The following is a 14,522-nucleotide window of genomic DNA, read 5'->3' on the forward strand; positions in this document are numbered from 1 at the left end:
TTTGTAATATGGATTAAAGATACAATTATAAATAGTTCTTTAATTGTAATAAATTCCTAATTTGTTTTACCTCTGCCCCAACATTTTCGTTTTTGATATTAAAACAAATGGCATCCAATCCAAAATTTAAAGCTCCCAATACATCGGCCTCCAAATTGTCCCCAATCATAATACTGGAATCTTTTGAAGCCTCAGCTAAATCCAAAGCAAATTCAAAGATATTAGGATGTGGCTTTTTAACTCCAACCTTTTCAGAATCGGTAATGGTTTTGAAATAATGATCTATTTTGGAATTCTTTATTTTGTTATACTGCACTTCGCTAAAACCGTTTGTAATGATGTGCAACCTATAATTGGGATATAAATAATCCAAAATATCCAAAGTCTCTTCAAACAAATGGTTAAAAGTACCTAAGTATGCAATATAATCGATAGAGAGTTTCTTGATCAAATCGTCCGAAACTTTATAATCCAGTCTATCAAAGGAATCACTTAACCTTCGATACCTCAAAGTTGCCTTATCTACTTTATCTTCTCTGTAAAGTTTCCAATAATCTAAATTTATGGGTTCGTAATGGAAGAGAAATTCTTCCAAATCCAAGGACACCTTATTCAGGCTAAATATCTTCTCAAAAGTTAATGCCGAATTCCTGTCAAAATCCCATAGGGTATGGTCTAAATCAAAAAATATATCGGTGATGCCGTTAATCCTCATCTGTTGAGTCTAATATCAAATTAAACAATTCCTTGAATCCTTTCCAACGGTCCAAATCACTAAAAGTATAATTATGGAACACCGGGATAAATTCGCCATTGACCTTTTTTATCTTTGAAATCATAGACTGTAAGGCTTGTTTTTTATCCAGTTGCGAATGTATTTTCAGCATGGAAAAGTCCATCATATGGTAGGAATAAATCTTAAGTGGTGTCTGAATCTCAAAATCCAAATCATAAAAGAAAAAAGGCGTACAAGTACCAGCGCGAAATCCAAAATGACGTGTATAACCCATGGTGTAGTCCTCTCCTATCTCCAGGTCTACCAAATTTCTATAAGATTCTGGCAGGTTCACCTTTGAAAAGGAATTTCTAGAGGCCGTAAGGGTAGCATAAATAATGCCTTCCATTCTTTTTTTCTCCTTTTTTAATCGTTCCATATCTGTGAGCGCTAGAAAGGATACTTTGAGGCCCACCTGACAGTAATCTGACACCTGCTTGATGAGAGACACAAAGGATTTATTGTTTATGTTTACTCCTTTATCATAAGTGGATAAATCACCTACCATAAAGAAAAATATGAACTTGTGATGTGTGGTTTTCTGTCTATTGATGATATACCTGAAGGTATCATCTGGGTCATGTTTTAATCCCATCAGCACCGAATACCTCTGGTAAAGTCTTTTCAATTTAAGTGAAAATAAATCGCCAAGGGTACCCATCAAATTTCTTAAAACGCCCTTACTTTTAAATTGATACGGACAGGGAACATCAATAATGGGTTTGATTCTGTAAGCGCGTTCTTCAAACACATAGTCTGGAAATTGGATTGCAAGTACCTCCTTAAATTTGTAAGCCCAAATATCTACAACCGGCTGCTGAAGAAAATCATGCTTGAAACCTAAGCTCTCTTCTGGTGAAAACCTGCCGTATTCATCTTTTACATGAGGCAAATACTCTTCATATCGCGATAGCATGTAAAAAGTAGCCGCAAAGATATCAAAGGGGATACTGCTCTTCTCTCCTGCTGGGAAAAAGCACTTGGTATCATCCCATTTCATGACGTGCACCTCTATGTCTGATAAACCTTGTTCGAACAAAAGGTCATGACTTTTTACAAACAACTCACTGCTTAATGGCTGTTTGGTGTAAGACATTTTTAAGCTATCATGGGCGATAAATTCCTCGATGGTGGTGGTGAAATCTACCGGAATATTTAAAATACGCGTAAAGATTTGCTTGAAAGCATACTTAAGTCTGGGCGTAATTTTATGAGTGTAAACAAGTAGCATGGATTACATGAGATTTTCATCGGCAAAACTAAAGTAAGCCTTTTCGGTGATGATTAAGTGATCCAGCACTTTTATATCCAAACTTTCTCCTGCTCGTTGTAGTTTTTGTGTAATTTGTTTGTCGGCTTCACTGGGGACTAAGGTTCCTGACGGGTGGTTATGAGCCAAAATCATACTGGTAGCTCCTAATTCTAAAGCGGTTTTCATAACCAAGCGCACATCTACCAAGGTTCCTGTCATGCCTCCTTTGCTGAGCTGTATTTTTTGTAGCACCTTATTGGAGTTATTGAGATAGATAATCCAGAACTCTTCATGTGCCAGCTCCCCTATTATGGGTTGCATCAGTTCGAAAACCGAACTACTGGAGGTGATTTTCTTGAGTTCTAGGGCTTCTTCTCCCCTGCGCCTTCTTCCTAACTCCATGGCCGCCGCGATAGATATGGCTTTGGCTTCCCCAATACCTTTAAACGCCATAAGCTGTTTGAGACTTAGCTTACCCAAAGCACTTAGGTTATTGTCTACACTTGCCAATATACGCTTGCACAATTCTACGGCACTTTCTTCCTTACTACCAGAGCCAATTAAAATGGCCACCAATTCAGCATCACTGAGAACACCTCTACCCTTGTCCCGAAGTTTCTCTCGAGGTTGGTCGTCTTGGGACCAATGCTTAATTGAAAAAGAAGCGTTTTTTTGCGTCATGTAGTAAATATAAATATTGTAACTTTCAACTGCAATTTTTAGCACCTTGTTATGCAATCATTATTTGACCCGACCACCTATCAAGAGATTTTAAGCCGCCTGGAGCAACTGCAATCTGATAGTGCACGCCAATGGGGCACGATGGATGCCTCCCAGATGTTGTGGCACTGTCAAGGGCCTTTAAAAATATCATTAGGGGAACTGAAGCCCGACAAGCCCAATGTTTTTATGAGGGCTATGTTCTCGCTGTTTAAATCTTCTTTGTACAATGACAAGCCCTGGAAACCCGGATTACCCACTTCTAAAGAGTTTGTAGTAACGGAAGCCAAGGATTTTGAAAGCGAAAAGGAAACTTTAGTAAAACTTATTGAGAGGTTTCATGCTAAAAAGGATGCCGGTAGTCTTCCTCCACACCCTATGTTTGGAGATTTCACCATGCCCCAATGGGGACAAATGCAATACAAACATTTGGATCATCATTTTAGGCAGTTTGGGGTGTAGCCATTGGATTTCTTATCTGCCATCGGAAAATTTATAATAAATACGATGACATTTTAAAGTTAACCCAAGAGCTTCTGGAGCAACTTGAATAGGCGAAAAACCACTTAAAATCGACATTTAAACTCATTCTTTTAAACCTTCACCAATTTCCAGCTGCCTCTTTTAAACCAAATAATGCCAACAATGGCAATGAGGACTTCTGCCAAAGTGATGGCCAAAAAGACAGCCTTAGGCCCCCAGTCTAAAGTGATAGCGGTCAAGTAAGCAAATGGCAATTGAAACAACCAAAAACAGAAAAAGTTGATATAGGTAGGTGTTTTGGTATCACCGGCACCGTTAAAGGACTGAATCACCACCATGCCATAGGCATAAAAGACATAACCCGCTGCCAAAACCCGTAAACAAAGCGAACCATAGGTTATGACCTCTGGTTCATTTGAAAACCACATGATGATTTTTTTGGCGAATATGAGATAAACAAGTGACACCAACCCCATAAAAATAGCATTGTACTTCCCGGTTATCCAAACCGATTTTTCGGCTCGATCGGGTTGTTGGGCTCCTAGATTTTGGCCTACCAAAGTAGCTGCTGCGTTGCTCATGCCCCAAGACGGCATGAGGGTAAACATCATCACCCTGATGGCGATGGTATATCCTGCCAACACTTCACTGCCAAATTCGCTCATGATACGCATTAAGAACACCCAGCTGGAGGTTCCAATTAAAAATTGGCCAATCCCCCCGAGGGATACCTTGATCAAGTTGAACATGACCGATATCTTGATGGCTATGTCCTGAAGGGTAACTTTGATTTTTCCGATACCATAAAACAATACCACCAATTGATATAATACAGCTGTACCACGACCAATAGTAGTGGCAATAGCTGCCCCTTTTACGCCAAAGGCAGGAACAGGACCCCAACCAAAAATAAAAATGGGATCTAAAAGGATGTTCAAACCATTAGAAAGTATTAAGGTCCACATGGCAATGGAGGCATTCCCCGCACCACGGAAAATGGCATTGATCATGAACAACAACATGATGGTTAAATTACCACCTATCAGAATTTGGGTATAGCCATAGCCTTCAGAAATGAGATCGGGTTCGGCGCCCATAAGAGCCAAAATTTCCTTGGCATACCATATACCCACGATACTGACTATAACTGATACCAGAACACCTAAAATAATGACCTGCACCGCGGCCTGTGATGCTCCTTTGAGATCCTTCTCGCCTACTCGGCGTGCCACAATGGCTGTAGCGGCCATACTAAGCCCAATGGCCACCGCATAGACCAAGGTCACAACTGACTCTGTTAAACCGATGGTTGCGACTGCATTGACACTTACCCTAGAGACATAAAAAATATCGACTAGAGCAAAGATGGACTCCATGAGCATTTCGAGGATCATGGGTATGGAAAGCATGAAGATGGCCTTACGAATACTACCGGATGTAAACTCTTGTTCGGCACCTGTGAGTGCCATTTGGAAATATTTAAAAAGCTGTTTTATCGAGGGTGTGGATTGCATGGGATTAAAATAGTTAAATGAAACACTTCAAACTAGTAAAAACTACTACTTTATCATCTCATTTTGAAATTAATAACTTTTTCAGGTTAATACATAAAATCGTTTCTCTTTTCATTTTTTTTTTACTTTTGATTCATATGAAAAATCCCACATCTTTATTTTCTGCATAACCAACCTCTTTAGATTTACCCAAACAAGAATTAATGATTCATTTAAGACACTTAAAATCTGATATATCTAACTTTATATTTAAGAACAGGTAATCACTTTTATTGAAAAATAAAACCAAAAGACATGAAACAACTTTTTCCTCTAATTGTATTTTTTTTGATTTTCAACTGTAAACCCAAGCACCAAATCACTAAAAGTCAATCCATATCAAAAGAAACTAAATTCACTTATGTGAACCCAATCTATACCTACAGCAGCAATCAAGTATTTCAAAATCTATTCAATCAATTTGAAAAATCAACAAACAAAACCATTGATTCTTTATTTCAGTTAGATTCCAATCAATATAGAATTGTCAACAAATCAAAACTTACACCACAGCCACTAAAAGAAAGTGATATTACTTCTTTTTTTGAATCAATAAGGGAAGGGTCAGTTTTTGTTCCAGAAGCTATTAAGCTGGAGATAACTCAAGATAGACATCCTGTTATGTTTATTTCCATTTCTCCAAAAGCTGAAATGTTCCAAGGTAAAATACCACTTATATCAGACTCAAAAGTAGAAATAGCGATTGTTAAAAAGGATTCTTTAATCTTCTATGATTACTCCTCTTCCGGAACTACTTTGAACAAAGGGTTTAGGAGAAACTTATTAACTGATTTAAATAAAATTTATTCTAATTTAAATTAAGCATATTTGATTTTGATTTATAAAACAGGAATTGAAAATTATTTTTTTAATTAATCAACTCGGTTACCTCATCAAAATCCAAACCACCATAGTTACCAGAACTCATTAACAACAAGGCGCTGTTTTCTAGATTTCTTGAAAATAGGTCGGTTTTAAAATCTTCAGGATTGGTGAAAATGGTCAAGTCTTCCCTGTTGAAAGCCTGTTTGATTTGCTCATGGGTGACCTCATCTAGTTTTTTAATCTCCACGGCATGTGGGGAATAAAATACCACCGCAACATCGGCAGCATCTAGGGCTCCTTCATATTGTTTTAAAAACTCGGCATTCAGACTGCTATAGGTATGTAGTTCTAAACAAGCCACCAATTTTCTATCTGGATATTGATCTTTTACTGCCTTTGTGGTAGCCTCTACTTTGGAAGGCGAATGGGCAAAATCCTTGTATGCCACACTGGTTTTTCCCACTGCAATTTTCTCTAGTCGTTTACTGGCTCCCTTGAATGTAGAAATGGCTTCAAAGAAATCATCTTCATCGATGCCCATGTGCTGGCAAATCCATTTTGCACCTGCCAAGTTATTTAGATTGTGGGCTCCAAACACTTCAAGGGGGAGTTCGCCTTCTGGTGTTTCCAAAAGAGTTTCACCATCTTCTACCGTATACTCGGGGGTGTGATACGGCAACTTTCTGATGGTATTTTCACTAGCTTCTACCACCCTAACTACTTCGGGATCTTCGGCATTGTAGGTAATGCTTCCCCCCTTGACAATGCTATCTACAAAGATCTGGAACTGCTCCACATAGTTTTCATAGGTAGGAAACACATTGATGTGATCCCAAGCGATACCACTCAACAAAGCAATATTGGGTTGGTACAAATGGAATTTGGGGCGCCTGTCAATGGGCGAACTTAAATATTCATCGCCTTCTAAAACAATAAAATCATTGTCGTCGGTTAGTTTTACCATGACATCAAAGCCTTCCAGTTGGGCACCCACCATGTAATCTACTTCCATATCGTGGTAATGCATCACATGGAGAATCATGGACGTGATGGTGGTTTTCCCGTGGCTACCTCCAATAACTACACGCGTTTTATCTTTGGACTGTTCGTACAAAAACTCAGGGTAACTGTATATTTTTAAGCCTAGTTCTTGAGCCTTCAACAATTCTGGATTATCCTCTTTGGCATGCATTCCCAATACGATGGCATCCAACTGGGAGGTGATTTTTTCTGGAAACCAACCAAAGGCTTCAGGCAACAAGCCCTTAGCCTGTAAACGCGATTTTGATGGTTCAAAAATAGTATCGTCGCTTCCGGTAACTTGATATCCTTTATTGTGTAAGGCTATGGCCAAATTGTGCATTGCTGCTCCTCCTATGGCTATAAAATGTACGTTCATATGGGTGTAGAATTGTGAATCAAAGATAGGGGATTTGTGTTATTTGATAAAGCTTACCGCCTCATTTTATTAGGCTCTTACTCTCCAGATAATTCTTGTAGCTTGTTTCTTAAATCGTCATCCTGTATAGCCTCTACCCCCTGTTTAAGAACTTGTTTGGCCTTTTCCTTTTGGTTGGTTTCCATATATAATTGAGCCAACTCCAAATAGCAGGTTTTAGAGCCTCCTATTTCTAAAGCCTTTTTTAAATAGGTTTCGGCCTGGATGTAATCTTCATTTTCCTTAAAAATAAAACCCTTGGCTAGATGTCCATCTACAGGGGAAAGGGTCTCAAGTTGGTTGGCAAATTCTAAGGATTTGTCTGTAGAACCTCCTAAAATGGCAGGCAATTCCATATAAAACTTCACAAGAGCCCACCTTACATCAATATGCCTAGGATCTAATTCGGCAGCCTTTAATAAGGAAGCTTTGACATCTGATATTAAACCGATACCTGCCAGTTTGTTGGATGCCGCTTTCATTCCTAAGGCACCGCCATACTTGTATTGGTAGTTGGCATTATCGGGATGTTTGGATTTCAATATGTCATATTGCTCAACGGCTTCATCCCACATTTCTTGATGGGAATAAATATCTCCCAAAAGTTCTACGGTCTCCAAATCGTTTGGGTTGGCCTCCAATTTCATTTCCATATAACTTTCTACATCTGCAAACTGGTTGTTCATCAAGATGCTCTTAACCTCATCATCCAAGGTTTGGGATAAGAGGCCTATGGGAAATATAAATATGATACCTAGTCGCCACATACTCCAAAGGTAATTTTTCTTTTTGACTTGGTAAATACCTACTTTAACTCAACAGAACACGTATTTGCCTCAATATCTATTTTTTGGTACAACTTTTGAACTGTATTTTGTAGAAAATATATTACATGAAACCACTTGCCATCACCTTCTTAATAAGTCTTATGACCCTAACCGGTTTTTCCCAAACCGATCCCTATCTTAAACTGTGGAAACAGGTAGAAAGCTATGAGCTTGACAACTTGCCCAAATCTGCCCTAAAAGCTGTTAATGATATTGCCACTTTAGCGAAAAAGGAAGGTAACAAGCCGCAGGAAATCAAGACCCTTATTTACAAAAGCAAGTTTGCTTTGATTCTAGAAGAAGACGCCCAATTAAAAGTGATTCAAGATTTCAAAAGCGAAATACACCAAGCAGAAGCCCCTACCAAAAATCTGTTGGAAAATATGCTAGCCACGATGTATTGGCAATACTTTCAGCAAAACCGCTGGAAGATATACAACCGCACTGAAACCACACAGAAAGTAGATTCGGTGGATTTCAGAACGTGGGATTTAAACACGCTTTTTAAAGAAATACAAAAGCACTTTCAAGCATCTCTGGAACCCTCAGATGTTCTTAAGGAAACACCTATTGAAACCTTTAAGCTACTACTTACCGAACAAAAGGATTCTAAGATTTATAGACCTACACTTTACGATTTGTTGGCACACAATGCTTTGGAATTTTATAAGACCGATGAGAGTAGCATCACCAAACCAGATGAAGCTTTTGAGATTGACAATGACCGATTTTTATGTCCTGCTGATGAATTTTCAAGCTTAAACATCACTTCGACGGACTCTACTTCTCTACCATTGAAAGCCTTAAAATTGTATCAGGATTTGATTCAATTTCATCAAACCGACACCCAAGCAGATGCACTAGTAGATGTTGATATTGAGCGTCTCAACTTTGTAGAAAGCTATGCCAGTTTCCCCGACAAACAGGACATCCTGATTCGTACTTTAAAGGAAAGTCAAGACAATTATTCTGGGCAAGCGGTGAGTACCCTTTATGGTTTTGAGGAGGCTCAGCAATATTATTATCAAGGACAAGGTTACCAACCTCGTACCCAAGAAGAGAACCGTTGGAAAGTCAAAAAAGCTTATGACTTGTGTGAGCAACTTATTAAAAATTTCCCTGAAAGTATAGGCGCTGAAAAATGTGAGGTGCTTCAAAGTTATATCTCCAGAGAAAGTTTAAACTTAATGACAGAAAGCCATCTTCCCATTCAACAGCACAGTAAAGTTCTGGTGACTTATAAAAACATCCAAGCTTTAGAATTTAAGGTGTTTAAACTTACCGAAAAACAATACAAGACCTACCAAGAAAACCATAGGGAAGACTTGCAATGGGAATTCATTAAAAAGTTGACCGCTAGCGATGTTTGGGAAACCACCCTAAAAGATGAAGGTGATTACCAGTCTCACAGTACAGAAGTATTGGTGCCTCAATTGGACAACGGTAGATACCTTATGGTAGCTCTGGTTAATAATGAAGCAAACACCTTTGCTGCCCAGACCTTTCAAGTGACCAACTTGGCCATTACTGAAACTTCTGATGAGTTGAATCAATACTATCAAGTCATCAATCGAATCAATGGCGCACCTATTGCTAAGGCCAAAGTGGTATTAAGCTATCAAAAGAACTACAATGGCTCTTATATTACCAAATCGTTTACTTCGGACTCAAAAGGAATGATCCAAATTCAAAAACCCAATGAGTATTGGAGGAACATAACTATTGAAGTGACCTATGGAAACGACCAAGCACATTTTGGGAATCATTATATCAGTCAACACTACAATCGTTCTGAAACCGATGTGGATTATAAAGGTTTTGTGTTTACAGATAGGAGTATTTACCGTCCAGGTCAAACGGTTTATTTCAAGGCCATTGCCATGAAAACAACACATGGTAAATCTGAAGTGATTCCCAATCAATTGTTTTATGTGGATGTGTATGATGTGAACGATGATGAAGTTGCTGAATTGGAATTAAAAAGTAACGAATATGGTTCTGTTGCTGGGGAGTTTATATTACCTAGCTATGGTCTAAACGGACAATACAACATCAATTTTTATGGAGATGGTAATGATTTGGATGTCGAATATTACTTTTCGGTTGAAGAATACAAACGTCCCAAGTTTGAAACCAAATTTACGACTATCACCGATACCTTTCGCGTGAATGATTCGGTTACTGTCCATGGAACTGCTCTTGCCTTTGCCGGTAGCAACATTACCGATGCCAAGGTGACCTATCGGGTGGTGCGACAAGTGCAATACCCTATTTGGTACCGATGGAATCCTCGTGCCTATTACAGTGAGCCTCAAGAAATCGCCCATGGGGAAACTACCACCAATGCTCAAGGTGAGTTTGAAGTGGTATTTAAGGCGCTTCCGGACACCGCGGTGAGCAAGGAGAGTCAACCCATCTTTCAATATGAGGTTACAGCAGATGTAACAGACATCAATGGAGAAACCCGTTCGGCTACCACAACGGCAAATGTGGGTTATCATGCTTTGACAGCAAGTATCCAAGCTCCGAGCAAATGGGATAAAACCAACAAAAAAGAGTCATTGACTCTAATCACCAATAACTTAAATGGCACATTTGTGCCTACTGAAGGTTTTTTAAAAATTTATAAACTACAAGCTCCTGAGCACGTTTTGAGAGATCGTCCTTGGTCGGCTCCCGATTATCCTTTGATGACACAAGCCGAATTTAAAACATATTTCCCTCATGAAGCCTACCAAGATGAAAACGATGTTAATACTTGGGAACTTGGGACTTTGGTCAAAGACATGGCTGTCAACACAAAGGATTCTAAAGAGGTGATTTTGGGGAACATGAAATCCTGGGAATCTGGTTTGTATAAAATCATTTTTGAAACCAAGGACCGCTTTGATCAAGTGGTTAAAGCTGAGCAGCAAATCACGGTGTTTAGCCCCAAAGACAAAACGCTGGCAGACCACCAACTATTCCAATTCCATACAGATAAGGATCGCTATCAAGTGGGTGAACATGCCGTCATTTCAGTAGGATCTGCTGCTGAGAACATGACTGTGTCCATAGATATTGAAAAGGAACACCAAATTGTCGAGACCAAACTCTTGACATTGAATACCGACATGGTTTCATTCGAAATCCCCATCACCGAAAAAGATTTGGGTGGTTTTGCCATCCATTACAGTTTTGCCTTTGCCAACGGTTTTGAAAGTGGGAGCCAAACCATTCAAGTCCCTTATCCCAGTAGCGATTTACAGATTGAGACTAAGACCTTTAGAGATAAGCTGCAACCGGGAAGTGAAGAAACTTGGAGTTTTACTATTAAAGGACCAAAAGGGGAACAAGTTAGCGCCGAATTATTAGCCAGCATGTATGATGCGTCTTTAGATCAATTTAAAACCCATAATTGGCGATTTGATCCATTGTATGAACCTATTTACTCCAATCGAGGCCATAGAGGTTCTGGACAAAGTTTTGGCAGTAGTAGCTTTAGAATCTTCAATCAAAATAGACAGGCATTAAGTTATCCTCATCAAAGTTATGATGCTTTGAATTGGTTTGGATTTCACCTAACAAACAAATGGTTTATTAAACAATATCTCAATGAGATCAGAATAAGGGACATAAAAAGCAAATATGATTCTAGTATAAGTAAAGGATTTATTTCTGGAACAGTCACTGATGAATACGGATCACCAATACCAGGAGTAAATGTGGTCATTAAGGGTACTAATAATGGAACCCAAACGGATTTTGATGGCAACTTCTTAATTCAAGCAGATAATAATGACCAACTTATTTTCAGTTTTGTTGGATACACTAATTTAAATTACCAGGTAAAAACAGATAATGCTCTATTTATATCCTTGACTCCTGACAGTAACAATTTGGATGAAGTAGTTGTTACTGCTTTAGGATTTAAAAGAAAAAAAGATGAAATTACTACGGCTAATCAGATAGTTAAAGCTGAAGAATTAACGGAAGCCCAAAACTCTGATGTCGTTCAAGGTCTATCCGGTAAGGTATCTGGACTCCAAATAAATACAATTGGTGGTGGCTCCAGAATAGTTTTGCGCGGAAACCGATCTGAAACAGGAGATAAACAAGCCCTCTTGGTTCTCGATGGAAAGATTGTTTCTGTAGAAGAATTAGAAAGTATGGACCCTAGTCTTATTGCAAATGTAAATATCCTAAAAGGAGCAAATGGCGCAGCTCTTTATGGATCGCAAGGAGCCAATGGGGTTTTTATTATTACTACGAAAAAAGCCATCTTACAAAATATAAAAGCCAGAAAAAACCTGCAAGAAACGGCCTTTTTCTTTCCGCAATTGCAAACCGATAAAGATGGCAACGTGAGCTTTAGTTTTACCACACCAGAAGCTTTAACCCAATGGAAACTGCAACTGTTGGCGCATACCAAAACACTGGAAAGTCAAGTCTCCCAATTAAACACCATGACCCAAAAAGAATTAATGGTGTTGCCAAACGTGCCTCGGTTTTTAAGACAAGGGGATGTCATTACCATCAGCACCAAAATTTCGAATCTTTCAGACAAGGCTTTAAGCGGTCATGCCATGTTGCAACTGCAAGATGCTAGCACGGGAAAGGATATTACAAATGAGTTACTATTCCTTCGACAAGCTCAGGATGACAATCAAGGGATACTACCTTTCTCTGTTGAAAAACAAGGGAACACCCAAGTCTCTTGGAACCTTCATGTTCCGGATCATGTAGACGCAGTTCAATACAAAATTGTGGCACAAGCTGGGGAGTTTAGCGATGGCGAGCAAAATGCTTTACCGGTACTGTCCAATAGAATGTTGGTTACAGAAACTTTGCCCATGTGGATTAAAAGTAATGAGACCAGAACGTTTACGTTGGACAAATTAAAAACTAACACCTCAACAACTTTAAAACACCACAAACTCACTTTGGAAATCACTTCCAATCCGGCGTGGTATGCGGTACAAGCGTTACCGTATTTGATGGAATATCCGTATGAATGTAATGAACAAACCTTTAGTAGGTATTATGCCAATGCCTTGGCAAGTCACATTGCTAACAGTAATCCTAGAATTAAAGAAGTGTTTGACCAATGGCGCAACTCCGATGCTCTAATAAGCAATTTGGAGAAAAACGAGGAATTGAAAAGTCTGTTGATACAGGAAACTCCATGGCTGCGTGATGCTCAAAGCGAAACCGAACAAAAGAAACGTATCGCTTTGTTGTTTGACATGAACAAAATGACCAATGAGCTGCAAAACAGTTTGAAAAAACTGGAGCAAAACCAAATGGGTTCAGGAGCTTGGGCTTGGTTTAACGGTGGAAAACCTAACCGTTTCATCACGCAACATATTATTACTGGGTTTGGGCATTTAGGACAATTGGGAGTAACTACAAACAAACTTGGACAAGCTCAGGGTGGCACCGAAATGATTAAAAAAGCTCTGAATTATCTAGATCAAGAATTTGTTCAGGAATACAAGGATTTGACCAAATACCGTAAAGATGTGGATCTATCGAAAGACCATTTGAGTTACAGTCAGATTCAATATCTATACATGCTTAGTTTCTATCCTAAGGTTGAACTTTCAAAGGAAGTGGCTACCATCAAGAGCTACTACATGAATCAGATCAAGGACTATTGGACTTCCAAATCCTTATATATCAAAGGCATGATGGCTTTGGTTGCCTTTAGAAATCAAGATTCAGTAACTGCTAACAAGATCCTGAAATCCTTGAAAGAAACCAGCATCACCAATGACGAATTAGGTATGTACTGGAAGGACAATGTGGCTTCTTGGTATTGGCATCAAGCACCTATTGAGACCCAAGCCTTAATGATTGAAGCATTTTCTGAAATTGAAAATGATATGGAAACGGTTGACAACCTTAAAATCTGGTTATTGAAAAACAAGCAAACCAATCAATGGAAAACTACCAAAGCCACTACCGAAGCGGTGTATGCTTTGTTGCTTCAAGGTAGCGATTGGTTAAGCGTCACCGATGCTGTAGAGGTTGTGGTTGGTAATCAAAAGATTGAACCTTCAAAATTAGAAAACGTCAAGGTGGAAGCTGGTACTGGGTACTACAAAACATCTTGGAGTGCTTCAGAGATTCAACCTGAGTTAGCTGATGTCACCTTATCCAAAAAAGGAAACGGAATTGCATGGGGTAGTTTATACTGGCAATATTTTGAAGACTTGGATGCGATAACCTCTGCAGAATCGCCACTTTCTTTAAAAAAGAAATTGTTCTTAAAAACCAATACCCATACAGGTGAAAAGATTTCAGAAATAACAAAAGACACCACCTTAAAAGTTGGTGATTTAGTGAGAGTACGTATTGAATTAAAGAGTGACAGAGATATGGAGTTTATACACATGAAAGACATGCGCGCTGCAGGCTTGGAACCTATCAACGTACTTTCTGCCTACAAGTATCAAGACGGCTTGGGGTATTATGAAAGCACCAAAGATGCCTCTACCAATTTCTTTTTTGATTATTTACCCAAAGGTGTTTATGTTTTTGAATATGATTTAAGAGTCAATAATGCTGGAGAAATGAGCAATGGTATTACTACCATACAAAGTATGTATGCCCCAGAGTTTAGTAGTCATAGTGAAGGACAACGCATTCACATAAAATAGAAACAAAA

General features: G+C 38.8%; 9 protein-coding genes. 3 read left to right on the forward strand and 6 right to left on the reverse strand.

Features of this window, described 5'->3' with window-relative positions:
• Positions 1–25 precede the first annotated feature (25 nt).
• From GZ212_RS03580 to radC, 3 genes are read right to left on the reverse strand one after another with little or no spacing between them, the layout of a single operon-like run.
• Complete coding sequence (locus GZ212_RS03580) at positions 26–715, reverse strand: YjjG family noncanonical pyrimidine nucleotidase (RefSeq protein WP_166957362.1); 690 nt, start codon at positions 713–715, stop codon at positions 26–28.
• Positions 705–2,006, reverse strand: coding sequence for a hypothetical protein (locus tag GZ212_RS03585; protein ID WP_166957364.1), 1,302 nt, complete (start codon positions 2,004–2,006; stop codon positions 705–707). The genes GZ212_RS03580 and GZ212_RS03585 overlap by 11 nt, the downstream gene beginning before the upstream one ends.
• 3 nt (positions 2,007–2,009) lie before the next feature.
• Complete coding sequence (gene radC, locus GZ212_RS03590; protein WP_053971488.1) at positions 2,010–2,708, reverse strand: DNA repair protein RadC; 699 nt, start codon at positions 2,706–2,708, stop codon at positions 2,010–2,012.
• A gap of 51 nt (positions 2,709–2,759) precedes the next feature.
• Here radC and GZ212_RS03595 point away from each other — a divergent pair, with 51 nt between their 5' ends.
• Positions 2,760–3,209 (forward strand): DUF1569 domain-containing protein, encoded by a 450-nt coding sequence (locus tag GZ212_RS03595; protein WP_166957366.1) that lies wholly within the window; start codon positions 2,760–2,762, stop codon positions 3,207–3,209.
• 131 nt (positions 3,210–3,340) lie between these two features.
• Here GZ212_RS03595 and GZ212_RS03600 read toward each other — a convergent pair whose 3' ends face one another.
• Positions 3,341–4,699 carry an MATE family efflux transporter gene (locus GZ212_RS03600; protein ID WP_370520434.1) on the reverse strand — a complete coding sequence of 453 codons (1,359 nt, stop codon included), beginning with the start codon at positions 4,697–4,699 and terminating at the stop codon, positions 3,341–3,343.
• A gap of 339 nt (positions 4,700–5,038) precedes the next feature.
• On the opposite strand from GZ212_RS03600, the gene GZ212_RS03605 reads away from it, so the two are divergent.
• Positions 5,039–5,605 (forward strand): hypothetical protein, encoded by a 567-nt coding sequence (locus GZ212_RS03605; protein ID WP_166957370.1) that lies wholly within the window; start codon positions 5,039–5,041, stop codon positions 5,603–5,605.
• 46 nt (positions 5,606–5,651) lie between these two features.
• On the opposite strand, the gene murC is transcribed toward GZ212_RS03605, so the two are convergent.
• Together murC and GZ212_RS03615 are read right to left on the reverse strand one after the other, a co-directional pair.
• On the reverse strand, positions 5,652–7,007 hold the full coding sequence (gene murC, locus GZ212_RS03610) for a UDP-N-acetylmuramate--L-alanine ligase (RefSeq protein WP_166957372.1): 1,356 nt from the start codon (positions 7,005–7,007) through the stop codon (positions 5,652–5,654).
• Between the two features lie 77 nt (positions 7,008–7,084).
• Positions 7,085–7,813 (reverse strand): lipopolysaccharide assembly protein LapB, encoded by a 729-nt coding sequence (locus GZ212_RS03615; protein WP_166957374.1) that lies wholly within the window; start codon positions 7,811–7,813, stop codon positions 7,085–7,087.
• Positions 7,814–7,938: 125 nt separating this feature from the next.
• On the opposite strand from GZ212_RS03615, the gene GZ212_RS03620 reads away from it, so the two are divergent.
• A complete protein-coding gene (locus GZ212_RS03620) occupies positions 7,939–14,514 on the forward strand; it encodes a carboxypeptidase-like regulatory domain-containing protein (RefSeq protein WP_240923738.1) in 6,576 nt (2,191 codons plus the stop codon).
• The last annotated feature ends 8 nt before the right edge of the window (positions 14,515–14,522 follow it).

Origin of the sequence: Mangrovimonas sp. CR14, from assembly GCF_011764015.1 — a bacterium.
Taxonomy (GTDB): Bacteria; Bacteroidota; Bacteroidia; order Flavobacteriales; family Flavobacteriaceae; genus Mangrovimonas; species Mangrovimonas futianensis.